The 23,120-nt window shown below is 50.1% G+C and carries 31 protein-coding genes and 1 other RNA gene; 23 read left to right on the top strand and 9 right to left on the bottom strand.

The window, feature by feature from the left end; translation table 11 throughout:
- Positions 1–13 precede the first annotated feature (13 nt).
- Both cysE and trmJ read right to left on the bottom strand, forming a co-directional pair.
- The gene (gene cysE / locus MJX74_RS11035) at positions 14–823 is read right to left on the bottom strand and encodes a serine O-acetyltransferase (protein ID WP_240222899.1); all 810 of its coding nucleotides are present in this window, start codon (positions 821–823) and stop codon (positions 14–16) included.
- Positions 824–826: 3 nt separating this feature from the next.
- Positions 827–1,579 carry a tRNA (cytosine(32)/uridine(32)-2'-O)-methyltransferase TrmJ gene (trmJ, locus tag MJX74_RS11030; protein ID WP_240222898.1) on the bottom strand — a complete coding sequence of 251 codons (753 nt, stop codon included), beginning with the start codon at positions 1,577–1,579 and terminating at the stop codon, positions 827–829.
- Positions 1,580–1,749: 170 nt separating this feature from the next.
- Here trmJ and MJX74_RS11025 point away from each other — a divergent pair, with 170 nt between their 5' ends.
- The 7 genes from MJX74_RS11025 to purH all read left to right on the top strand — a co-directional run bounded on the left by MJX74_RS11025 (position 1,750) and on the right by purH (position 10,097).
- Positions 1,750–2,586, top strand: coding sequence for a class I SAM-dependent methyltransferase (locus MJX74_RS11025; protein ID WP_240222897.1), 837 nt, complete (start codon positions 1,750–1,752; stop codon positions 2,584–2,586).
- Between the two features lie 57 nt (positions 2,587–2,643).
- A complete protein-coding gene (purD, locus tag MJX74_RS11020) occupies positions 2,644–3,930 on the top strand; it encodes a phosphoribosylamine--glycine ligase (protein ID WP_240222896.1) in 1,287 nt (428 codons plus the stop codon).
- Between the two features lie 2 nt (positions 3,931–3,932).
- Positions 3,933–5,732 carry an ExeM/NucH family extracellular endonuclease gene (locus MJX74_RS11015; protein ID WP_240222933.1) on the top strand — a complete coding sequence of 600 codons (1,800 nt, stop codon included), beginning with the start codon at positions 3,933–3,935 and terminating at the stop codon, positions 5,730–5,732.
- Between the two features lie 134 nt (positions 5,733–5,866).
- Positions 5,867–6,763 carry a phosphoribulokinase gene (locus tag MJX74_RS11010; protein WP_240222895.1) on the top strand — a complete coding sequence of 299 codons (897 nt, stop codon included), beginning with the start codon at positions 5,867–5,869 and terminating at the stop codon, positions 6,761–6,763.
- A gap of 364 nt (positions 6,764–7,127) precedes the next feature.
- Positions 7,128–8,102 carry a tRNA dihydrouridine synthase DusB gene (gene dusB / locus MJX74_RS11005; protein ID WP_442965985.1) on the top strand — a complete coding sequence of 325 codons (975 nt, stop codon included), beginning with the start codon at positions 7,128–7,130 and terminating at the stop codon, positions 8,100–8,102.
- Positions 8,103–8,119: 17 nt separating this feature from the next.
- Entirely contained in the window at positions 8,120–8,410 is a 291-nt protein-coding gene (fis, locus tag MJX74_RS11000) for a DNA-binding transcriptional regulator Fis (protein WP_068228306.1), read from the top strand.
- A 100-nt stretch (positions 8,411–8,510) separates the two neighbouring features.
- Positions 8,511–10,097 (top strand): bifunctional phosphoribosylaminoimidazolecarboxamide formyltransferase/IMP cyclohydrolase, encoded by a 1,587-nt coding sequence (gene purH / locus MJX74_RS10995; RefSeq protein WP_240222894.1) that lies wholly within the window; start codon positions 8,511–8,513, stop codon positions 10,095–10,097.
- A gap of 58 nt (positions 10,098–10,155) precedes the next feature.
- Here purH and MJX74_RS10990 read toward each other — a convergent pair whose 3' ends face one another.
- From MJX74_RS10990 to MJX74_RS10960, 7 genes are all read right to left on the bottom strand, one after another.
- A complete protein-coding gene (locus MJX74_RS10990) occupies positions 10,156–10,506 on the bottom strand; it encodes a 2OG-Fe(II) oxygenase family protein (RefSeq protein ID WP_240222893.1) in 351 nt (116 codons plus the stop codon).
- A gap of 22 nt (positions 10,507–10,528) precedes the next feature.
- Positions 10,529–10,828: a HigA family addiction module antitoxin gene (locus tag MJX74_RS10985; protein ID WP_068228293.1), complete on the bottom strand. Its 300-nt coding sequence runs from the start codon at positions 10,826–10,828 to the stop codon at positions 10,529–10,531.
- Positions 10,829–10,862: 34 nt separating this feature from the next.
- On the bottom strand, positions 10,863–11,171 hold the full coding sequence (locus tag MJX74_RS10980) for a type II toxin-antitoxin system RelE/ParE family toxin (RefSeq protein ID WP_240222892.1): 309 nt from the start codon (positions 11,169–11,171) through the stop codon (positions 10,863–10,865).
- 66 nt (positions 11,172–11,237) lie between these two features.
- Positions 11,238–11,645: a gamma-glutamylcyclotransferase family protein gene (locus tag MJX74_RS10975; RefSeq protein WP_240222891.1), complete on the bottom strand. Its 408-nt coding sequence runs from the start codon at positions 11,643–11,645 to the stop codon at positions 11,238–11,240.
- A gap of 82 nt (positions 11,646–11,727) precedes the next feature.
- Entirely contained in the window at positions 11,728–12,210 is a 483-nt protein-coding gene (locus tag MJX74_RS10970; RefSeq protein ID WP_240222890.1) for a SixA phosphatase family protein, read from the bottom strand.
- A gap of 152 nt (positions 12,211–12,362) precedes the next feature.
- Complete coding sequence (locus MJX74_RS10965; protein WP_240222889.1) at positions 12,363–13,985, bottom strand: methyl-accepting chemotaxis protein; 1,623 nt, start codon at positions 13,983–13,985, stop codon at positions 12,363–12,365.
- Between the two features lie 306 nt (positions 13,986–14,291).
- Complete coding sequence (locus MJX74_RS10960) at positions 14,292–15,065, bottom strand: S24 family peptidase (protein WP_240222888.1); 774 nt, start codon at positions 15,063–15,065, stop codon at positions 14,292–14,294.
- 130 nt (positions 15,066–15,195) lie between these two features.
- On the opposite strand from MJX74_RS10960, the gene MJX74_RS10955 reads away from it, so the two are divergent.
- The 16 genes from MJX74_RS10955 (at position 15,196) to MJX74_RS10880 (ending at position 23,100) form a co-directional block, all read left to right on the top strand.
- The gene (locus MJX74_RS10955) at positions 15,196–15,453 is read left to right on the top strand and encodes a helix-turn-helix domain-containing protein (RefSeq protein ID WP_092791095.1); all 258 of its coding nucleotides are present in this window, start codon (positions 15,196–15,198) and stop codon (positions 15,451–15,453) included.
- A 12-nt stretch (positions 15,454–15,465) separates the two neighbouring features.
- Entirely contained in the window at positions 15,466–17,481 is a 2,016-nt protein-coding gene (locus MJX74_RS10950) for a transposase domain-containing protein (protein WP_240222887.1), read from the top strand.
- Between the two features lie 34 nt (positions 17,482–17,515).
- Entirely contained in the window at positions 17,516–18,460 is a 945-nt protein-coding gene (locus tag MJX74_RS10945; RefSeq protein ID WP_240222886.1) for an AAA family ATPase, read from the top strand.
- A gap of 11 nt (positions 18,461–18,471) precedes the next feature.
- The gene (locus MJX74_RS10940) at positions 18,472–18,708 is read left to right on the top strand and encodes a hypothetical protein (RefSeq protein ID WP_240222885.1); all 237 of its coding nucleotides are present in this window, start codon (positions 18,472–18,474) and stop codon (positions 18,706–18,708) included.
- A 10-nt stretch (positions 18,709–18,718) separates the two neighbouring features.
- Positions 18,719–19,345: a DUF3164 family protein gene (locus tag MJX74_RS10935; RefSeq protein WP_240222884.1), complete on the top strand. Its 627-nt coding sequence runs from the start codon at positions 18,719–18,721 to the stop codon at positions 19,343–19,345.
- Positions 19,342–19,836, top strand: coding sequence for a hypothetical protein (locus MJX74_RS10930; RefSeq protein WP_240222883.1), 495 nt, complete (start codon positions 19,342–19,344; stop codon positions 19,834–19,836). The genes MJX74_RS10935 and MJX74_RS10930 overlap by 4 nt, the downstream gene beginning before the upstream one ends.
- Before the next feature lie 3 nt (positions 19,837–19,839).
- A complete protein-coding gene (locus MJX74_RS10925; protein WP_240222882.1) occupies positions 19,840–20,316 on the top strand; it encodes a hypothetical protein in 477 nt (158 codons plus the stop codon).
- 2 nt (positions 20,317–20,318) lie between these two features.
- Positions 20,319–20,386, top strand: an RNA gene (locus tag MJX74_RS10920) — hammerhead ribozyme type II.
- Positions 20,386–20,544 (top strand): hypothetical protein, encoded by a 159-nt coding sequence (locus tag MJX74_RS10915; protein WP_240222881.1) that lies wholly within the window; start codon positions 20,386–20,388, stop codon positions 20,542–20,544. The genes MJX74_RS10920 and MJX74_RS10915 overlap by 1 nt, the downstream gene beginning before the upstream one ends.
- 11 nt (positions 20,545–20,555) lie before the next feature.
- On the top strand, positions 20,556–20,720 hold the full coding sequence (locus tag MJX74_RS10910) for a hypothetical protein (RefSeq protein ID WP_240222880.1): 165 nt from the start codon (positions 20,556–20,558) through the stop codon (positions 20,718–20,720).
- Positions 20,717–20,980 carry a hypothetical protein gene (locus MJX74_RS10905; RefSeq protein ID WP_240222879.1) on the top strand — a complete coding sequence of 88 codons (264 nt, stop codon included), beginning with the start codon at positions 20,717–20,719 and terminating at the stop codon, positions 20,978–20,980. The genes MJX74_RS10910 and MJX74_RS10905 overlap by 4 nt, the downstream gene beginning before the upstream one ends.
- Complete coding sequence (locus MJX74_RS10900) at positions 20,980–21,177, top strand: hypothetical protein (RefSeq protein ID WP_240222878.1); 198 nt, start codon at positions 20,980–20,982, stop codon at positions 21,175–21,177. The genes MJX74_RS10905 and MJX74_RS10900 overlap by 1 nt, the downstream gene beginning before the upstream one ends.
- A complete protein-coding gene (locus tag MJX74_RS10895; protein WP_240222877.1) occupies positions 21,174–21,758 on the top strand; it encodes a gp16 family protein in 585 nt (194 codons plus the stop codon). Before MJX74_RS10900 ends, MJX74_RS10895 begins: the two co-directional genes overlap by 4 nt.
- A complete protein-coding gene (locus MJX74_RS10890) occupies positions 21,755–22,243 on the top strand; it encodes a hypothetical protein (protein ID WP_240222876.1) in 489 nt (162 codons plus the stop codon). The genes MJX74_RS10895 and MJX74_RS10890 overlap by 4 nt, the downstream gene beginning before the upstream one ends.
- On the top strand, positions 22,236–22,649 hold the full coding sequence (locus MJX74_RS10885; RefSeq protein ID WP_240222875.1) for a Mor transcription activator family protein: 414 nt from the start codon (positions 22,236–22,238) through the stop codon (positions 22,647–22,649). Before MJX74_RS10890 ends, MJX74_RS10885 begins: the two co-directional genes overlap by 8 nt.
- Before the next feature lie 10 nt (positions 22,650–22,659).
- Complete coding sequence (locus tag MJX74_RS10880) at positions 22,660–23,100, top strand: hypothetical protein (protein WP_240222874.1); 441 nt, start codon at positions 22,660–22,662, stop codon at positions 23,098–23,100.
- Positions 23,101–23,120 lie beyond the last annotated feature (20 nt).

Here is a 23,120-nt window from a genome sequence, read left to right as displayed (position 1 = left end):
GATTAAGGTTCCATTAAATGGTTGGATCAAAGGCCTCTACGTCACGTTTTCGCTGTTGCGCAGCGCGCTGTTCCGCTAGCTTGAAGTCTTCTTCGTCAATATTCACTGTCGGCACTTCTTCGCAGACATTACCGCCCAGCTGATTGACACTGTGGCACAGCTCACCGACTTTGGTATCCAGCAGTTGAATATGGTCCAGCATACGGCCGATGGCATTGGCCACCGGATCGGGGTTATCTGCGGCCACCGCATAGGCGTCAAAACCAAACTTTTGTGCCAGTTGCTTACGCTGCACACTTACTTCAACATCGGCTTTTGCCACAATACGGCCAGGGATACCAATAACTGTCGCGCCGGCCGGTACATCTTTTACCACCACGGCATTAGAGCCAATGCGGGCATTCTCCCCCACGTACAACGGGCCCAGCACTTTAGCACCGGCGCCAATTACCACCCCGTTGCCTAAAGTGGGATGACGTTTACCCGGATTCCAGCTGGTACCGCCCAGTGTTACGCCATGATACAGGGTAACGTCATCGCCAATTTCCGCGGTTTCGCCAATCACCACACCCATACCATGATCGATAAAAAAACGCCGGCCGATTTTAGCACCCGGATGAATTTCCACACCGGTAAGCCAGCGGGCAATAGTGCTTAAAAAACGTGCCAGCCATTTCCAGTTGCTGCGCCACAATTTATGACAAACACGATGCCACCAAATGGCATGTAAACCAGGGTAAGTGGTTAATATCTCAAAGCTGCTGCGTGCAGCTGGGTCGCGTTCAAACACACTTTTGATATCTTCTTTGATACCAGCAAACATGCGTTACTCCTTCTCGCCCTGCGTCTTGCGGCCATAACGCTGCACTGAGGTTAAAATGCCACGCAATATATTGTATTCAGCATCTTCCGGCCGGGCCCGGGTAAATAAGCGTTTCAGTTTGGTCATCACCACACCGGGGTGCTGCTTAATAATAAAGCCGGTGTCATTCAGCGTTTGTTCCAAGTGCTGATAGAAATTGCTCATTTGCTCGCTGCTCGGGTAAGCCACCTCATCAACAGTTGGCACTGCCGCTTGCTGTTGCGACATTTGCTGTAACCAGGCCATGCGCACTTCGTAGGTCACAATTTGCACGGCCATCGCCAGGTTTAGCGAGCTGTATTCCGGGTTAGCCGGGATACAAACGTGGTAATTGCACAGCTGCAGCTCTTCATTAGTTAAACCACTGCTTTCGCGGCCAAACACCAGCGCTACCGGCTGTTTTTCTGCTTCCAGTACTGCTTTAACACCGCACTCACGCGGCTCCAGCATCGGCCAGCTTAAGGTACGAGAGCGCGCACTGCTTCCGATCACCAAAGCGCAGTCGCTGATGGCGTGTTGCAACGTATCGAACACTTTGGCGTGGGCCAAAATATCGCTGGCTCCGGCAGAGAGTGCATAGGCCTGGCCATCGGGCAGCTCTTTTGGCGCAACTAAATACAGTTCTGACAAGCCCATGGTTTTCATGGCGCGGGCCACCGAACCAATATTGCCGGTATGGGTTGTGCCCACAAGAATGATACGGATCTGGTTTAACATAAGGCTTCCCGCGTAAAAGGGCTGGCATTCTAGCATAGCCTTGCGCATTTGTTGACGACAAAATAGCAGTCTGGCCATCTGAATAATGCAGATTAATGCGCCGGTGTAACCTGCTTTTTGCCTATTGTTTTGCTACACTAGCGCCACTTTTACAACAGGGAACCACGAAGATGAAAACAATAAAACTTGCTCTTGCGCTGTCCGCTGTTCTGTTAAGCCCACTGGCTAATGCTGATAGCAGTAAAGGTGATCACACTGAAGCCTTACAGCTGGCGGTAGATCATCAAACACGTAGCCCGGCAAATGTCGCCCGCGATAAATACCGTAATCCGGTTGCTACCTTAGCGTTTTTTGAGGTTAAACCCGACAGCACCGTGGTAGAAATATCTCCTGGTGGCGGCTGGTACACTGAAATTCTGGCACCATTACTGGCTGCGCACGGCACTTACTATGCTGCGCATTTTCCTGCCGACAGTACCTCAGACTACGCGAAACGCAACCGCGCAGCCTTTGTCGAAAAGCTGGCTGCCAACCCCATATACAACCGCGTACAGTTGACCGACTTTGCTCCGGATAACACTGCAGCCATTGCGCCTGCAGACAGCGCCGATGTGGTATTAACCTTTCGTAACCTGCATAACTGGTATAGCAATGGCGGAGATGATGGCATGGTTGCCATTTTTAAAGACTTTTATAAAGCATTAAAACCCGGTGGCGTGCTGGGCGTGGTAGAACACCGCTTACCGGCAGATAAAATGACTGGCGAGTGGATGAAATCAGGCTATTTCCCGCAGCAGTTAACCATTACGCTGGCAGAAAAAGCTGGTTTTGTTTTTGACAGCAGCAGCGAAATAAATGCCAACCCGAAAGATACCGCAGATCATCCGGGCGGCGTCTGGACGTTGCCTCCTGTACTGCGCTTAAAAGAGCAGGATAAGGAAAAATATCTGGCCATCGGCGAAAGTGACCGCATGACACTGAAGTTTCGCAAACCTGTCGCTAAATAAGCGGGTATTGAATAACCTTTATTGCACACTTTTTTTGAACAACTAACGGAAAGCTAAATGAAAGTATTGGTAATTGGCGGCGGTGGCCGCGAGCATGCACTGGCCTGGAAAGCAGCGCAGTCACCTTTGGCAAGCAAGGTATTTGTTGCGCCTGGTAACGCCGGCACCGCCCGCGAAAGCAATCTTAGTAATGTTGCGATAGCGGCAGATGATGTGCCAGCCCTGCTGGCCTTTGCCCAACAAGAAAACATTGAGCTTACCATTGTTGGCCCGGAAGCACCGCTGGCGAAAGGTGTGGTTGACGCCTTTCGCGCTGCCGGGTTAGCTATTTTTGGCCCAACCAAAGCCGCCGCACAACTGGAAAGTTCTAAAGCTTTTGCCAAGGACTTTTTAGCCCGCCACAACATTCCCACTGCGGCTTACCAAAACTTTACCGAAACGGCGCCGGCTAAAGCCTTTGCGCAAAAGTTGGGCACGCCGGTAGTGATTAAAGCCGACGGTTTAGCCGCCGGTAAAGGCGTGATTATCGCGCAAACGCAGGATGAAGCCGCCGCAGCGATTGACGATATGTTATCCGGCAACAAATTTGGCGATGCCGGCAGCCGTGTTGTGGTAGAAGAGTTTTTAATCGGCGAAGAAGCCTCGTTTATTGTGATGGTTGATGGCACTACAGCACTGCCATTTGCTTCATCGCAAGACCATAAAGCGCGTGATAACGCCGACAAAGGCCCGAATACCGGCGGCATGGGCGCCTATTCGCCAGCTCCGGTGGTAACACCTGCCGTACACGACTGGGTAATGCAAAACGTGATTTACCCCACTGTAAACGGTATGGCGGCAGAAGGTACGGTATTTACCGGCTTTTTATATGCCGGTTTGATGATAGCTGAGGACGGCAGTGCCAAAGTGCTGGAATTTAATTGCCGCTTTGGCGATCCGGAAACCCAGCCGATTATGCTGCGGCTGGAATCCGACTTAGTTGAGCTGTGTTTAGCTGCTACCCGAACGGCATTAGCCGGTAAACACATTCAGTTTAGCCAGCAAGCCGCAGTAGGCGTAGTACTGGCAGCCGGCGGCTACCCCGATACTTATGCCAAAGGCAAAGTGATTAGTGGTTTAGATGGCGCAGACAGCAGCACCGCCAAGGTATTTCATGCCGGAACTGAGCTAAAAGATACTCACGTAGTAACCAACGGTGGCCGTGTACTGTGTGCCACAGCTTTAGGCGCCAATGTTACGGCGGCGCAACAGGCGGCATATCAGCTGGCAGATAAAATCAGCTGGGATGGCATGTTCTGCCGCACCGATATAGGTTACCGCGCCATTGCCCGTGAGCAAAAGTAGTGATGAAAGTTAAAGCGTTTTTTCTGTCAGGCGCGGTACTGCTAAATACCGCCCTGCCTATCAGTGCCGCCCTGCCAAACACCCCAGCTATTACAGCCTGTGCATCGCAGTTTACGTCAATTCACCATATTCAGGGCACTGCTGACAGCAGCCCCCTGGTTGGCCAGCAGTTAACTACCCGTGGCGTCGTTACTGCTGTGGTGTACCCCAATAGCAAAGCTGCCGGCATTGTGCTGCGGGCCGCTGAGCGGGGGGATACCGCCGCCTCTGGTAGCCTGTTTATTGCCGATAAAGCCGCCGCCGCAACCTATCGGCCAGGCCAGCCGCTACAAATAACCGGCACTGTGGCAGAAGTTAACCAGTTAACCAGCCTGGTCCAGATCACCGACATCAGGCTTTGTGGTGAGGCTACCAAAGTGCAGCCGGTAACGCTGCAGTTGCCACTAACATCGCAGCAAAGCTGGGAGCTACTGGAAGGTGAACTATTGCAATTTAACCAGCCGCTTACCGTTAACGACACCTACAGCCTGGGCCGCTACGGTGAAATAACACTGGCTGATAAACGCCTGATGACAGCAACTGAAGTAATGCTGCCAGGCAAAGACGCTATCGCCCTGACTACTGCTCAGCAAGAGCGGCATATGCTGGTACTGGACGATGGCCTGTATCAGCAAAACCCGGATCCGCTGTTATTCCCAGCAGGCGGTTTAACGGCAGACAATACCTTACGTATTGGCGATAGCCTGAGTGGTGTTGAGGGCGTGTTGCTGCAAGACGAGCGTGGCTACCGGCTGCTGCCAACAAAAATGCCGCAGTTTAAAGTACAAAACCCACGCCCGGCAAAACCCGAGCCTAAGCCAGCTAAAGCTCTGCGCATAGCCAGCTTTAATGTGCTTAATTACTTTAACGGCGCTACAGAGCAGCAGGCATTTCCGACCCGGCGCGGTGCCAGTACCGCAGCAGAGCTGGAGCGGCAACAGGCAAAACTGATAACCGCACTGGCAGCGCTGGACGCTGACATCATTGGCCTGCTGGAAGTAGAGAATAACGGTTACAACCAAAAAGGCGCTTTAGCCAGCCTGACAGCTGCACTTAATAAAGTGGCCAGTAAACCTTACCGCTTTATTATTACTAAACAGCAGCCTGGCTCTGATGCCATTAAAGTTGCTTTGCTGTACCGTCCCTCTGCCGTTAGTGTTGAAGGTAAAGCTGCCATGCTGCTGAATAAACCTTTCGACTGGGGCAGCCGGCCGCCACTGGCACAAAGTTTCCGCCATTTAACGTCAAATGAGCTGGTTACTGTCAGTATCAACCACTTTAAATCCAAAGGTAGTTGCCCGAAAGACGCCACCTCCAAAGATGCCGATCAGCATGATGGCCAGGCTTGCTGGAATGCGTTGCGCACAACATCTGCCCGTGCACTTAGCGACTGGCTAGCTACGCAACCTACCGGGGTAAAAACCAACCACCAGATTATTCTGGGCGATTTAAACGCATACCGGATGGAAGATCCGGTACGGATGCTGGAGCAGCAAGGCTGGGCATACCTCAAAGCTGCAACAGGCACGCAGTATTCTTATGTCTATCGCGGTCGCACCGGTTCACTTGATCATGCGTTGGCCAGCCCGGCACTGGCAAAAAAACTGGCCGTTATGCAGCACTGGGCCATTAACGCCGATGAGCCGGTATTGCTGGATTACAACGTGGAATTTAAAAGCGACAACCTGCAGCAGTTGCTTTATGCACCCACGCCATACCGCTCGTCTGATCATGATCCGCTAATCGCCACCTTTCAGTTCTGAGCGCCACCGACAACCACTGCTGAGTTAATTCAGTAACTTAGCAGTGGTTGTATACTTAACACAGTAATAAACAGTTGCACCAGCTTAACGGGATGCTTTAAGGTGACGTTCAGTTAACTTAGCGGGCCGCGCCTATGTCACATAAAAACCCCATTATTGCTATTACCGGTTCCTCCGGCGCCGGCACCAGCACTACCTCTACCGCCTTTCAGCATATTTTCCGTACGCTGGATATAGATGCAGCCTTTGTTGAGGGTGACAGCTTTCACCGTTTTAGCCGGCCGGAAATGGAAGTAGAGATCCGTAAAGCCAAAGAAGCAGGTAAGTACATTAGCTACTTTGGCCCTGAAGCCAACGATTTTGGCGCGCTGGAAAACTTTTTTTCCAGCTATGGCGAAACCGGCTGCGGTAAAATACGCCATTATTTGCATACTTTTGATGAGGCTGTACCTTATAACCAGTTACCCGGTACTTTCACCCCCTGGCAGGATTTACGCGCCAATACCGATTTATTATTTTACGAAGGCCTGCATGGCGGTGCCGTGACCGAGCAACATAATGTTGCCCAGCATGTTGATTTACTGATCGGCATGGTGCCGATAGTTAACTTAGAGTGGATCCAAAAAATTATCCGCGACACCTCAGAACGCGGGCATAGCCGTGAGGCAGTACAAGCCAGCATAGTGCGCAGCATGGATGATTACATTAACCATATCACGCCGCAATTTTCGCGCACCCATATTAACTTTCAGCGCGTACCTACCGTAGATACCTCTAACCCGTTTAGCGCTAAAGATATACCGTCACTGGATGAAAGCTTTGTGGTGATCCGCTTTCGCGGTATTAAGCACGTTGATTTCCCCTACTACCTGCAAATGATCAACGGCTCTTTTATGTCACGGGTAAATACACTGGTGGTACCGGGCGGTAAAATGGGTCTGGCAATGGAGCTGATTTTAACGCCGCTGATTGAAGAGCTGATGATTAAGCGGCGCCAGGCACGAGGCCAGGTAGACTGGCTGGGAACCTGATCTGCGTTACTTAATTTGGCCAAACCGTTTTACCCACACCAACACGCCGTGAATACATCCTTGTAGGCTCGACTCAGGCATCCATGCCTTCAACGGTTGGTTTAGGGTAAAGCGGTTCGTCCTGTCTCACTGTTGTTTCAGCTCTGCCCGGCTGGTGATAAAACCAACAGCGTTACAATTTTCATTTTCGCCACCCCGCATACTACTGTTGTCTCAGCTTTACAAAACACCAATTTTCAGCCGTTTAGCGAATGTCAAGACCGCAAAGGCCGGTAAATTTACACTTTTGTTTAAATAATAGCCTTTGCTTTGCCGGAAAAAATCCGTAAACTTAGCGCCCCTTACGGGTAGAGCCTTGGATTCAGTGGTGCGCATAGGTCCATATCAATTAGCGAACAAGGTAATTTGTGCTCCGATGGCCGGAGTAACCGATCACACTTTTCGTGAGCTCTGCCGGCGTTTTGGTGCAGCTTTAGCTGTGTCGGAAATGCTGTCGAGCAACCCGTTGGTATGGCAAAGCGAAAAATCACAAAATCGCATGGGCCACCGCCAGGAATCAGGTATCCGCTCGGTACAAATTGCCGGCGCGGATCCACAGCAAATGGCTGAGGCCGCGCAATACAATGTTGATATAGGTGCCGATATTATCGACATCAACATGGGTTGTCCGGCGAAAAAAGTGAACAAGAAACTGGCGGGTTCTGCACTACTGCAGTATCCGGAGTTAGTGGAACAAATTGTACGTGCTGTGGTCGATGCAGTTAAGGTGCCGGTTACCTTAAAAATACGCACCGGCTGGGATCCAGAGCACAGAAACGGTATCCAGATCGCCCGTATTGCGCAAGATAATGGCATACAGGCGTTGGCAGTACATGGCAGGACACGCGCCTGTATGTACAAAGGTGAAGCGGAATATGACACCATCCGCGCCATTAAACAAAGTGTATCTATCCCGGTAATTGCCAACGGCGATATTACCGGAGCGGAAAAAGCGCGCCATGTGCTGGACTACACCGGCGCCGACGCCATTATGATTGGCCGCGCGGCACAAGGAAGGCCATGGATTTTCCGCGAAGTGGTGCATTACCTGGCCACTGGCGACAAACTGGCGCCCCCCGGCATCGCCGAGGTACGTCAGATCATGCTGGAACATGTGCAGGGTTTACACCAACTTTATGGTGAGCTGGCCGGTTCCCGTATTGCCCGCAAACATGTGGGCTGGTATTTAGCCGAGCATGACACGCTCGGACAGTTTCGTAGTGAATTCAATGGTATTGAGTGTGCTAAGCAGCAGCTTGACACCTTAAATGACTATTTTCATCAACTAGCAGCAACCTAACGTAAAAGAGAAAAGCAATGTTTAATTCGAACGTTACTTCGCCATTTATTACTAACGCCCACGTACAAACGCAGGAAAAGCCACAAGCTTTAAGTAACGCCGCGCAAAAAGCCGTGGCTAACTACCTGCAGCAATTAAACGGTCAGGACGTTAACGACTTGTATGAACTGGTATTATCTGAATTAGAGCGTCCGTTACTGGAAGAAGTGATGAAATATACCCGCGGCAACCAAACCCGCGCAGCCAACCTGATGGGCATCAACCGCGGCACGCTGCGTAAGAAGCTGAAACAGTACGGCATGAGTTAATGCCACTGCGGGGCCAGCGCCCCGCCACTAAGCACCTTCGGGTGCTTTTTTATTGGTTAGGTTAAAATCTGATTTCTGCAAGCTACAAGAGAGTCTAAGCATGACGACATTAAGACCCATCCGCCGCGCACTGCTGAGTGTGTCAGACAAAACCGGTATTGTAGAGTTTGCCCGCGCGCTGGCCGCGCAACAGGTAGACATACTCTCTACCGGCGGTACTGCTAAACTTTTGGCCGAACAAGGCATTAAGGTTACAGAAGTATCTGACTATACCGGCCACCCGGAAATTATGGACGGCCGGGTAAAAACCCTGCATCCGAAAATTCACGGCGGTATTTTAGCCCGTCGCGGCGTGGATGAAAGCGTAATGGCGGCCAACAATATTGGCCCTATCGACTTAGTGGTAGTAAACCTGTATCCGTTTGCCAGCACCGTTGCCAAGCCCGGCTGTACGCTGGAAGATGCGGTTGAAAATATCGACATCGGCGGCCCGACTATGGTGCGCGCGGCAGCGAAAAACCACAAAGATGTGACTATTGTTGTTAATGCGAAAGACTACGACAGCGTACTGGCAGAAATGCAGGCCAACGGCGGCGCGACTACCCACGCCACCCGCTTTAGCCTGGCCATCAGTGCCTTTGAACACACCGCACAGTACGATGGCATGATAGCCAATTACTTTGGCGCCATGTTACCGGCCTATGATACCCCGGGCGAACCGGCTACTAAGTTCCCGCGCACTTTTAATAGCCAGTTCGTCAAAAAACAAGACTTACGCTACGGCGAAAACAGCCACCAAAGTGCCGCCTTTTATGTGCAGGACGGCGCCACCGAAGCTTCGGTGTCTACCGCCACACAGCTGCAGGGCAAGGCATTATCGTACAACAATATCGCCGATACCGATGCCGCACTGGAATGCGTAAAAGAATTCAGCGAACCGGCCTGTGTTATCGTTAAACACGCTAACCCTTGCGGTGTGGCTATTGGTGAGTCTATCCTGGCGGCCTATAACCGTGCCTACCAAACCGACCCAACCTCAGCTTTCGGCGGCATTATTGCCTTTAACCGCGAGTTGGATGAAACCACGGCAAAAGAAATTGTCAGCCGTCAGTTTGTTGAAGTGATTATTGCGCCTTCAGCTACCGATGCTGCTATCGCAGTGGTTGGCAGCAAGCCTAACGTACGCCTGCTGGTATGTGGCGAGTTTAGCGCTACCGCTACCGCGCTGGATGTTAAACAAGTAAACGGCGGCATGTTGCTGCAAGACCGCGACCAGGCCAAAGTTACTGCTGATGATTTAAAAGTAGTCACCAAGCGCCAACCCACCGAACAAGAGTTAAAAGACTTACTGTTCTGCTGGAAAGTGGCCAAGTTTGTTAAATCCAACGCCATTGTGTACGTAAAAGACAGCATGACTATTGGTGTCGGCGCAGGCCAAATGAGCCGCGTTTACAGCGCCAAAATCGCCGGTATCAAGGCTGCCGACGAGAAGCTGGAAGTAAAAGGTTCAGTAATGGCCTCCGACGCCTTCTTCCCGTTTCGCGATGGTATCGACGCTGCAGCCGCAGCCGGTATTACCGCCGTAATTCAGCCGGGCGGTTCAATGCGCGACGCTGAAGTAATCGCCGCAGCAGACGAGCACGGCATGGCCATGGTATTTACCGGCGTAAGACACTTCCGTCATTAAAAGCCGCCATTAAGCACCTGCTTTACTGATAAAAAGGCCGCTCTGCGGCCTTTTTAATTTAGCGTTTAACCCAACCAATACTGAGCAAATAGCGGCTGCCCTGCTCTACTTTGCTTACTGCATGCTCGCATAAGTCCGGGCGGAAAAATTTAATGTGGGAATTCTGATAAATCGGTGTGGCGCAGATAAAGTCGCCGCCCTTTTTTGCCTTTTTAAGGACGATGTTCAGCCGGTAATGCCTGCCGCTGCTTACGCTATCTTTATGCGGTGGCACTTCGCAACCTTGCGGAAAACGCAGCAGGTAACAATCGAATTTTAGCGGCCAGTAGGCGCCGGCCAGCAACATTTTATCGTAACCGCTTTGCTGGCGCCCTTTTTGCCAACGAAACAGCTGTTTTAGTATGCTCAAGACATCCGCCTAATCATAACGTTCAAGCAGCGCTGTTCAGTATCAATTTTTCAACTACCGGCTGCTCGCCATGCTCCGCCTGCCAGGCATCATAATTAGCCTGCAGATTAATCCATAACCCCACATTGCTGTCTGTCGCCAGCGCGATGCGCTGCGCTAAATCAGCTGAGCATGGTATGTGCCCATGGCAAAAATTACTCATGGTAGTACGGGACACGCCCAGTGCTTTAGCAGCTTTGGTCACTGAAATGCCATGTTCTTCCAGGATCTGAATACGAAAAATCAGCCCCGGATGCGTGGGACAACGCGTCATTTTTTCCATAGTATCCTCCAGATTGTTACCGGCATTAGATGCGCTATTTCTGAGCGCGGATTTGCTTACCATGATAATCGCGATAATCCAATAACACCGCACCATCGTCTTCCAGTTCAAACGTCACACGCCAATTGCCGTTAACTTCAATTGAGTACACACCGGTACCTGAGCCAACTTTTTCCGCAAATTTCGCCTGAAACAGTGCGGGCAAATCTCTTGGTTGATGTGATGCAGCGATGGCATCGAGAATTATCGTAAGCTTTACAGCGTGCTTTGGTTGCACACCGCTATGGTCGCCATGCAGAAAAAGCTTTTTCAGACCTTTGTGCTTAAAGTTCTTTATCGCCATGCTGCTCCCTCATCAACGACGAAAGTGTAAAGCATTGCTTTACACTTATCAAATTAAGCATGGAATTTACTGCGCGATTTTATCAGCCAGAAAATCGCCGCTTTGAATTAACGCCAGCCCGTCAGTGCTGAGGTTATACACATACACCCAGGCAATAACACTGTCGCCGTTATCCAGCGTGATGTTTTGTTGTTCACGCCGATACTCGTGTGGCTGTGCAAACTGAGGGCTGCATTCTTCGTAATTATCCAAGGCTGCTAACAGAGGTTCTGGCTGTTGCAGTTGATACAGCTCTCCCACTACCTGATCGGCTGAATTATTCGAAGGCATTGCACCAGGGTAATAATCTATCCGATACAAACGGGCTTGATAGCGGGCGCTGCCAATAAAGCGGCACTGTTTTGCCAGTAGCTGGTGCATAGGATGGTTGGCGTTTTGCCGCAGGGTACCGTAAACAAATAAATAGTGCTGCATAACCACAAGTAGAAGAAGTTTTACCTACTTTGCCGCACTGCGTTGCCAATGGCAATACAGCTTTGCTATTACACCTGTGTTATTACATAAAGCGCGCGGGTACTGACCATTGCAATTCAAAATGGCCACTTTCACTACAAAAGCCAACACAGGTTAACGACGATTTACGGATATTAAGCAATAGCTTGTCACTGCCCAGCAACCGGCTTATCAGGGCTGAGAAGTCTGGCTCGTGCCCGACCAGCAAGCTATGTGCCGGTAAAATAGTAAGTTGCTCTGTTAGCCGGGCATAAGCAACATCGGTTGGCGTTTCCAGCGCCAGCCAGGCTTGCTCGCTGGCGGCAGTAAACCCAGCTTCTTTACAGGCAATAGCTGCCGTTTGCACGGCCCGTGGGTAGGGGCTGCTTAGCACTGTTTCAGCAGTAATGCCGTGGCGCTGCATAAAAGCAGCCACGCGGCGTGCCTGTAAACGGCCTTTTTCTATCAGGCAGCGGTCTATATCCAGCTGATTGGGCCGGATCACCTCTGCGGTAGCATGACGTAAGAAATATAAGTATTTATCCATAACGGGCGCAGTTATAACACGGCTGTAAGGCAAATTTATGACAACTTGCTTATTATTGTTGGCCTGGAAACAAACCGCTCAAAATGAGCGGCTTGTTTAGCTTAAACTGAACCTAAGCCACCCAACCGTGTATCACAGTTGGACCGCGGTGATCAGATTTTAAAACGCAGCACCAGCTCATTTAACTGCTCGGCTAGTTTTGCCAGCTCTGCACTGGATGCATTGGTCTGGTTAGAGCCTGCGGCGGTTTGCAAAGATAAATCGCGGATATGCACCAGGTTTTTATCTACTTCGCGGGCAACCGTGGCCTGCTCTTCTGCAGCACTGGCAATAGTGACATTTTGATCGCTAATCTGACTGATCAAGCGGGTAATTTCACTAAATGCCACGCCGGCATCATTAGCGACTACCAGAGTAGACGCAGCACGCTGGTTGCTGCTGTTCATATTGTCTACGGCGTTATTGGTTTCAGCCTGCACTGCATTAATCATCTGCTCAATTTCTTTAGTAGATTCCTGTGTCCGGTAAGCCAGGGCACGTACCTCATCGGCAACGACGGCAAAGCCTCGGCCGCTGTCTCCGGCACGCGCAGCCTCAATAGCAGCGTTTAACGCCAGCAAGTTAGTTTGATCAGCAATAGCTCTGATAACATCAAGTACTGAACCTATATTTTTGATGTTGCCGGCCAGCTTTAATACACCATCGGCTGAACGCTGAATATCTGATGTCAGTGTTTCGATAGTACTGATTGTCTCATTAATTTTTGCCTGACCTAACTGGGTTTTCTCATCAGCAGTTTCCGCCGTATCGCTGGTAGAGTTAGCGTTACGGGCAACCTCTTCGATAGCAGTGGTCAGTTCAGTCACCGCTGTAGCGGCTTGCTCTAACTGATCGCTTTGCTCCGTCACAATTTGGGTAGATTGGTTAGTTACCACGCTTAACTCTTCAGATGTCGTGGCCAGTTGTTGTGAAGAGTCACTGATCAAGCTTAACGTATCGCGCAGCTGTGCTTGCATATCAGCTAAAGCACGTAGCATATCTGCTGCTTCGTCTTTATGATTGTCGTTTATTTGCTCGGTTAAATCACCACCCGCAACCCGCCGCGCCACTTTTACGGCATAGTGTAATGGCAGTATTAAACTGCGGCTATAAACAAAAGCCAGCAAGCTAAGCAAAACCAGTGTAATAATAATACCGGTAACCAGTGCGGTTTTTGAGTTGGTGTAAGTTTGCGTTGCCTGATTGTTCACATCATCAGCGCGGCGTAACTGAAACTGGCCGAGTTCATCTAATGTGGCAATAAGCTGCTGCGCCGCAGGAATCAGGGTATTACGCCGGTAGGCCAAGGCTTCAACAACGTTTTGTGCATCCGACAACCGGTATAACTCCGGTAAAGTAGCCATAAAAGCATCATGCAAACGCCTGACTTTATCCAGCAATTGTTTTGCTTCAGCACTGCGTGCCAAAGGCTCCATGCGTTTTTCTGCTTCGGTATATTCGCTCTCTACAACAACTAGCTGTTGTTTCAGGCTGTTTCGTTCCTGCTGATTTTGAGCATCAGACAGCTCGTTAATTAAAATCTGACTGCGTAGAGTATGTCGTCTAAGCTCGGCTGCGTTAGACAGCGCCGGGATCCGATGTAATGTTAGTATATCGGTGCTGTCATTAATCTTTGACAACTGCATGATGGAAAATACGCCTAATACCAGCGTAATCAACCCCAGAAGGCCGAAAAACAGCGCTGAACGAATGCCTATTTTAATATCTCTAATCATATGTTACCTGCACATTTATATTCCTGTTGATTTCAATACCAGTGTATAGGGTCTAGTTAAATGAACACTGAGTAATGTTAGGGATCAGATTGGATCTAAGTGGATTAAGTGGGATCGTAAAATTGGCCAACGCTAGTAATTGCAAGGGACTCAAGGGTTTTAAAACTTGGGTCCCTTTTTTATTTAAATCGTTTTTTAAAATCAGCAGGTTTGAGCAATGAATTTAAAAAGTGATGATTTGGCCTGGTAAATTGAGCACTGGATTGCAGCGTTGGAATGCACTTTAAACCCTGTTTAAACTTTAAATTAATCGCCCAAGTCTTTAGCTATATGGACCACTTGCCCGACGACTTGAAAGTTGGACTGCTCGTGTTTTGGAATGTCGTAGGCGCTGTAAAAACTATTGTCGCTTATCAAGCGCCAGGTGCCCAGCACGCTTTGGTAGCGCTTCACAAATAACTCGTCACCGTTTCTGAAAATGTAGATGTGGCCGTCTGCCGGAGTGTTGCGGCCCAAGTGAACGACAAGGGTGTCATTGCTATGAATGGTTGGCTCCATGCTGTCGCCTTTGGCCCACACTATCGCTAACTCATGTTCATTGAAGCCCCTGTACTTCAACCACTTGCGCCTAAATGCCAAATGCCTTACCGGGTTCAGCTGGTCTGGATTTAACGAACCATGCCCAGCTGAGACTTGAATTCTGTAACCAGGTATCAAAGCAAACTCGTCCAGAAAATCAGAAACAATAGGTATGGATGAATAAGGCTGAGGCGCTTCGTTTATCTGGTCTGCATTGTCACCCAGCAAGCTTCGCTGTGTGTCAGCCGGCAGCAAGCTTATGTGATATTCCATTGCCTTTGTGCCTCTGCGCTTCCTGCACAGGTGCTCTTTGCCAGCTGCCAAATCCTTTAAATGGTCTCTGGTCCACCTATCGGAAGTGGGGAAACTTCCGTGCCCTGCCAATTCGGATGCAATAAACCACATCGACCGTTTCACACTGCCATCAACGGATGCTTGATCCGTTTTTGTCGCGCCTGCGTCCGATTCTTTTAACTCTATGTTTTCACTGTCATTAGTCATTTTTAAATCCAAGGCTTTGAAAAATAGCAACGGATGCTATTGCAAATAAATCATCCGTTGCTATTGACCGATTCATCCATTTGATCAATTATGTGGTTACTAAGTAAAGCAACTTATAAGGGTTACTAAGTTGAGTAATGAATCAGTCTCTCAAAAAAGCGAACAATATGGAAGAGATTGGCATCGGGCCGACATCATAGCTGCGTTAAAAAAACGCGGTTTGTCCGTTCGTCAGCTATCAAGGGACGCAGGGTTAAGCGAAAACACACTGGCTAATGCACTGCGTTCGCCGTGGCCTAAAGGTGAAGAAATTATTGCAACGGCTATAGATATGAAACCCGAAGAGGTTTGGCCCAGCCGTTACAAAGCATTGCGCGCAGCGAGTTAAGGAGGAATTCGTATGTGGCTATTAGCGAGTGAATTAGCCGGCGTTGTTGGCTTGCCGGGATCTGACAGAAATGTGCGCGAGCAATTAAAAAAACTGGCCAGTGAAAATCCGGAACTGGCACGCAAAAGACAAGGGACGAAAGGGACTGAATACCACATCAGCTTATTACCCTCTGCAACTCAAACCGCGCTCTACAAAATTAAAGGCCAGATAAAAGTTGGCGAACAGCTGGTAACTATCCCGCAAAAGAAAGCGAGTGAAACCTATTGCAGCGAAGCGCTTTGGGCGCGTTGGAACAAGAACAACCACGCCGCTAAAGAGAAAGCACAACAAGCCTTGCTGGCTGTAAAAGCCGTGTTTGCATTAAAGCGTAATGGCGTCAGTTTGATGGATGCTTATGACTCTGTGTGTGCGCAATACAATGTAGCGCTTAGCACGCTGCGCCGTCACTGCGCCATGGTTAAAGGTTACGACGAAGCCGACTGGGCACCAGCGCTGCTGCCTAAGCACTTTGAGGCGTCGCAGTCTAAAAAGAAAAACCAGTTTGCGTTTATTACGCCGCAAGCGTGGGAGCTGTTTAAAGCCGACTACCTGAGCCTGGAACAACCAGCCATGACCGTAAGCTACGAGCGTTTACTGGACGCGGCCAAAGGTAAAGGCTGGGAGATACCCAGTTTAAAAAGCCTGGCACGGCGCATGGCCCACGAAGTACCGGCACAGCAACTGGTGCTGCTGCGTGAAGGCGAACACGCCTTACACCAGCTTTACCCGCCACAAGAACGCACAGTTGAAGGCATCCACGCCATGGAGTGGTTAAATGGCGATGGCTACCAACACAACGTATTTGTGAAGTGGTTTAACGGCGAAATCCTGCGCCCTAAAACATGGTTCTGGCAGGACATTCGTAGCCGCAAAATTGTAGGTTGGCGCTGTGATATCAGCGAGAACACCGACAGCATCCGTTTGTCGCTGATGGATGTATTTGCAAAGTACGGTGTGCCTAAAGAAATCACCATAGATAACACCCGCGCCGCCGCCAACAAATGGATGACCGGGGGTGTACCAAACCGGTACCGCTTCAAAGTTAAAGAAGATGATCCGTTAGGCATCATCCCGATGATGGGCATTAACCTGCATTGGTCCAGCGTGATCTTTGGCAAGGGCCACGGCCAGGCCAAACCGATAGAGCGTACCTTTGGCGTGGGTGGCCTTGAAGAATACATCGACAAACACCCGATCTGCCGTGGCGCTTACACCGGCCCTAACCCAATGGCAAAGCCAGACAACTACGGCAGCAAAGCCATAGCAGCAGAAGACTTCTTACAAGCCATTGCCAAGGGTGTTGAAATGTTCAACGCCAAGGCCAACCGCGATACCGAAATTTGCAAAGGCTTTATGAGCTTTGACCAGGCATTTAATGCCAGTTACGAAACCGCTGAAATACGCAAAGCCACCACAGCACAACTGCAACTGATGATGCTGCAAGCAGAAGCCGTAACCGTGTCGAAGCACGGCACCATAGTGCTTGATGCAGGCGGCAGCTTGAAGGGCCGTAAAAACCGCTACTTCAATGACACCATGATGAACTACGTTGGCCAGAAACTGGTGGCCCGTTTTGACCCGCTAAAGCTGCACGACGCAGTAGAAATTTACGCCCTCAACGGTGTGCACATCTGCACTGCTGAATGCCTAGAAAAAGTGGGCTTTGGTGACACCCAGGCAGCACGGGAAACCAAGCGTAAGCGCACTCAATTTACCAAGGCAAACAAGCTGGCTGCACAAGCCAAGGTCAGTATCGACTCGCTTGAGCTGGCCGCCATGATGCGCCCTGTTGAAGAGGAAGTTATCCCTGAAACCAAAGTGGTAATGATGATGCGCCCGGCTGTACGGGGCAACACCGCAACAGCCATTGCCTACGACCACGACCAACTGGCCAACCCCGAGAACGAACACAAAGCAGAGTGCGCCGCGAACTTCAGCGAAAGCGTGGCTTACCTGCGCGAGCTAAAACAGAAAAACCGTATTTAAACCCTATTTGAAACAGCAATAACAAGGACTAATGATGACCAATGTACACAGCCTAGCGAAGGCAGAAAGCCAACAAACTGAAGTGATTATGCGTGTAACCACATTGATTAGCGCTAAGCGCGTTACGTCAGGGCAAGTTGCACAAGAAATCAGTGTATCGCCTTCAACCCTAAGCCAGGTGTTGAACGGTTTATACAAAGCCGATCCGTCAAAAATTATTGAAAAGTTAGAAAGCTGGTTGCGCCTGCGTGAACAACGCGACGCCAACCCCAGCATAGACCCCGGCTTTGTAATGACACCAACAGCAAAGCTGATTATGGACGACCTTACCTATGCCCAAATCACTGAATCTATCGTGGTTATTTACGGCGCATCCGGCGTAGGCAAAAGCAAAACGCTGGACGAATACCAGCGCACTAACAACAACGTGTGGAAAGTAACCGCCAGCCCAAGCCGCAGCAGCCTTACAGAGTGCCTGTACGAAATTGCTATGGAGCTTGGCATGGAGCAAGCGCCCCGCACCAAAGGGCCACTGGCCCGTGTAATACGCCAGCGGCTGAAAGGCAGCGAAGGCTTAGTAATTGTGGATGAAGCCGACCACCTGGATTACCCAACGCTGGAAGAGCTGCGCATCCTGCAGGAAGAAACCGGCATAGGCATGGCGCTGGTGGGTAACAACAAAGTGTACACCCAGTTAACCGGTGGCCGCCGTAACGAAGACTTTGCCCGGCTGTTCAGCCGCATAGCCAAAAAGCGCGGCATTCATAAAACCAAAGTAACAGACGTGCGCGCCATTGCCGAAGCCTGGAACGTGGGCGGCGGTAGTGAAATGAACGTGATGATCCAAATTAGCGAGCGCCCCGGTGGCCTGCGCCTACTCACCAAAACAATCAAGCTGGCGGCCATGTTTGCCAAAGGCGCGTTGATCACAGAGCAATTGCTACGCACTGCACTTGCTGAACTAGAAACCAACGATTGAGGCAAGCAGCAATGAAAGCAGAAAACATCGTAGACAAACAAAACGTGCAGCTAATGCTGCGCCAGCAGGGCTGCCAGGTGCTGCGCGTTACCTCACGCAAAACACGGGCTGTTATCGAAATACAACAGCCCTCACCGCAGCTGCAGCAAATCGCGGCGGCATTTACTGAAAACGTTAACGGCCAGCAGCGCCAGGCGTTCTACGCCCAAGTGCGCAGCTGTGTAGTGCATTGGCACCAAGCAAATTAAGGAAATCACCATGAACCAACAAAACACCATCCCAGCCGGTTACTGGAAAGACGCCAAAGGCTCACTGACACCAGAGGACAGAGTACGGCCAATAGACAAAACCCGTGATGCTCTGGTTAAAGAACTGGTAGCTAAATCTGAGGAACTTAGCGCGCTGCTGGCAGCGTTTAAGAAAACGGCTTTTGCTGATATTGCGGCTTTTGTGCAACTTTCTGCCGAACAATACGACGCTACCGTTGGCGGCAAAAAAGGTAACGTTACGCTGTACAGCTATGACGGCCAGTACAAGATAGTGCGTGCCATTAATGAAAGCATCAGCTTTGACGAGCGCCTGCAGGCAGCCAAAGCGCTTATTGATGAATGTCTGAAAGACTGGACTGCCAGCGCCAGCTCAGAGCTTAAAGCGATCGTTAACGGCGCATTTGATGCCGACAAGCAAGGCAATATCAGCACCACCCGCGTGCTGGGCCTGCGCCGGTTAGACATCAAAGACCCACGCTGGTTAAAAGCCATGACCGCCATCGGCGAAGCCATTCAGGTTGTGGGCAGTAAAGCCTACGTGCGCGTGTACAAGCGCATTGGCGATACCGACCAGTATCAGCAAATCCCCCTAGATTTAGCGGCGGTGTCGTTATGAGCGCTATCACTGCCATGCCAACCGAAGAGCAAATCCGCGTTGAAATCGCGGTGGCTACCAGCCTTGAAGAAAAGTACGGCACTAACGAGCCAACCAAAACCTACGAGCAAGGCGTTGCCGACGCCCTGCTATGGGTGCTTGGTGGCCGGAAGCCATTCACAGTTTTGGACAATCAGAAGGATCTGAGCAAACAAGACGAGAACGTTTTACAGCTGTGTGAAGCCGGTAAGGTTGTAGCGCCAAAAGTAGTAGAGCCAGATGTAAGCGGCATCCCGCTACTGGATGCGCAATACGACAACGAGCGCTTAATCCGGTTAGCCGGCGAGTCACCATCATTGGCGCAAATGGTACGCAATGCTCTGGCAGAAATGGACGAGTCCGGCGATCAGCATTTTGCTATTTGGCTGGGCAGCTTTATGGAAGACCGGCCAAAAACGCAGGTGCAGCTTCTGATAACCCAGCACCCGCAATTCACCATAGACGAGGACTAAGCCATGAGCCAACAGAAGCCGGTGAGCTTAATCACTAAAGAGCAATGGGCTGCTATTGAAAAGGAAATGGCGGCTGTCTATGTGAGTATCAGATTCAGCTATCAAGGGCATGAGATTAGCGTTAGCCGTGAGCGTAAAAGCGAGTCCACAACAGTGCTGGTTGTTTATATAGATGGCGTTATTAAAGGCGGCTGGGCTTGCCGTACTGATAAGAAACCGGACGACATGCCAGAGTTTTTACCGCAGGTGTGGAGCAAAAAAACACTCAGTGTATATACACCTAAAAAAATTGCTGAAATTGAAAAGAACTTTGGTAAGCGTGACGCAAAAAAATACTTTCCGAACCTGCATGCAAAGACGGAAATATTTCTACCTTACTTCTCAAAAGCCTCAGTGCTGTGCCGCCAGTTTAAAAAGCTTGAAGGCTTAGAGCTGACCCACGCTTTTTTTCTGAAAACGCCGGAAACAGAACCCGGTTGACTAAGCGAAACGCCCTGCAGTTTGGGGCGTCTGCCGGTGGTGGTTCACCGGTACTGATGAGCAGCCACTATGCAAAAACCAACTGAGTTTGAAATGGCAACGGCTGAGCAATTAGCAACAGAGCGCGGCCACAGCAAGCCAACAGCTGCAGACGCAGAGGATGCTAAGGCATTAGTTGAATCTTGGAATACAAAGCGCCTGCAGCTTGGCCTGCAGCCTTGGGAATAAACGGAGTAATTATGTTAGAGACAGCAGAACGTTTAATTATCAGTGAGATTGGCGACTACACCGCAACATTACCTCACCCGGATTACATGCCATCTGCCCCCCAGATGCATGACGAACTGATCGCACGGGTACAGCGGGTGTTTGCAGACATCAGGCTGCAGGCAGGTGAACTATGATTCGGGCCAGATTTAAGGCAAACCCAGAAGATTACCGTCCAATTAAATGGCCGGTTAAACACCCATACTGGTGCAGTGGATATGCGGCTGATAACAGTCATTCCATCGTTGTGGCATACGCAGATGATGTTGATGAAATTCTTAGCAATTGGCCGGAAGCCAAGGATATAGAAGCCGAGCAAGTTGATGCTTACTTGTTTACATCCAGATTTCCTATCCCAACATGGTTTGCTGAACAGCAAGCTAAGGCAGGTGCGTGATGCCACTTAAAAAAGATGAAAGAAAACAGAAGTACAGCATCATTATGGGCCTAATGCTTAAAGGCGAAAACAAGAAAGCTTTTGACGAGTTAGCTTGCATGTGTGGCGAGGATACCGGGCTATTTGTTTTGGCAGATTACGATAAGGCTGTCAGTGAAAACCAACTTCGCCAGCAGGCCAAGGCAGGTGCCGAATGACCTATATCACAGAAAAAGCCCGGCGTTCCGGCGTTTCAACTGCCGCCGCCCAGCGGCGAACCCTGGTTAGCATGATCCACATCGCACGCACCCAGCTGGGTATGGATGAAGACAGCTACCGCGCCAACCTTGCCCACTACGCAAAGGGCAAAACCAGCTGCAGCCAGCTAACAGTGCCCGAGCTTTTTACAGTGCTTGAAGCGTTTAAAGACTTGGGTTTTAAACCAACAGCGAATAAGCGCTTTAGCCCCGGCACAGCAGATGGCCCTAAGGACGAGCGCAGTGCTATACGCGCCCTGTGGATTTTTATGCACCGCGCCGGCTTTATTGAAGACGGCAGCGAAACCGCCCTGAACGAATGGGTTAAGCGCATGACAGCCGCGGCTAACGATGGTACCGGCATTGCCGAGGTGCAGTGGTTACGCGGTGACGATGCGGACAAAACCCTTAACAGCTTAAAGCGCTGGGCGCGCCGTTGCTTGTTCGAGAACCTTAAAAAGCGCGGCTACCAGCCTGATCCGAAAGACAGCTACAAAGAGTTGCTGAAGCGCTGGGAACGCATTAACGGGGCTATGTTATGAAATTAAGCCGCTGCCCTGTTTGCCATACAAATATCCACCTGGATCAACTTGTGGCCGACGATGCTGGTCGCCAGTTGCTGGGCCAGTTTTCGCGTATGAATTACAAGCTGGGTGGCAATATGGTGGCGTATCTGGCGTTGTTCCGGCCAACCAAACAAGACTTAAGCAACAGCAAGGCACTTAGCCTGGTGCAGGAAACTCTGGCACTAACCGGCAACCACAATGCTTTGGCCGAAGCGCTGGAGCAAACCGTGGCCAGCCTGCAGCAAAACCGCATAAACGGTAACGGCAAACAGCTAACCAACCACAACTACCTGCGCAAGGTGCTTACCACCCGCCTTGGGCAGATAGCCGCTGAAACACCGGCGGGCAGTACTATTGAGTACAAAGCGCAAACCGTAACTAACCCCGAGGAAGACCGCCGCCTGTTTGAAGCGCACATGCTAAAACTGGGTGGCCGCATTATTGAGGTGAACCATGAGTGAGCATAATGCAGCAGACGATACCGCCGACTTCTTTGGTTATGACAATGTCAGCTTAGATGACGTTGAGCGCATAGCCGAAGATGAAGAGTCACAGCGCTGGCCCGAAGCAATGCGGCAGATTTACGCCATGTTTAAAAACGAGCTTGAAACGCATGGCGCCGACACTAAAATTGCTATCGCGTTGCTGAATCGCATTTGCCGCGAGTTCGGCGGCGTGCAGCTGTATCTGCCACGGGGCCGCCAGTTAGAAGCGGAGATTATGAACCTGTCTATCTGGCAGGAGTTTAAGGGCGACAACGTGGAAGAGCTGTCACGCAAGTACGACAAAAGCATGCAGCATATCTATCGGGTTGTTGCTAAGATGCGCAAGCGAGAAGTGAAAAACAGACAACCGGATTTGTTTTAAGGAAAGGTTTATGAAGAAATTACTGCCATTACTTTTAATATTAACAGCTTTGGTTTATGGCTGTAGCAAGCCAGATGAAGATTTTCATTTTGAAATCAATGAACGTGATATTAAACATTCAGAAAAAATTCAGGATGCTGGCTCAGTTCTCTCTCAATTGTGCCCAGCAGTCAAAAAAGCTGAGCATGTATATGCTACTTATCAGCTAGATGTGATAGATGATTCCCGTGATTTATTAGGATATCGTTCAAGAGAATATGGGTGGACTTATGATATTGAGTTCAGAATAAAAGATAACAAAAGCAGACACACCCATTGGATTTATGTTGGTGGTGACGCTAATGGAATCAATGGATTTCTTGTTGTCGGCAAGCAAGAAAGCCTTGATTTTTGCAAAATAAAAGCAACAATGCGTGATAACTATTTTTTACCAGTATCCGTATATAATTAATATCAGTTAATTTATCTGAC

Source organism: Rheinheimera hassiensis (genome assembly GCF_022436675.1).
Classification (GTDB): domain Bacteria; phylum Pseudomonadota; class Gammaproteobacteria; order Enterobacterales; family Alteromonadaceae; genus Alishewanella; species Alishewanella hassiensis.
This window is presented reverse-complemented; position numbering and strand designations above follow the sequence as displayed.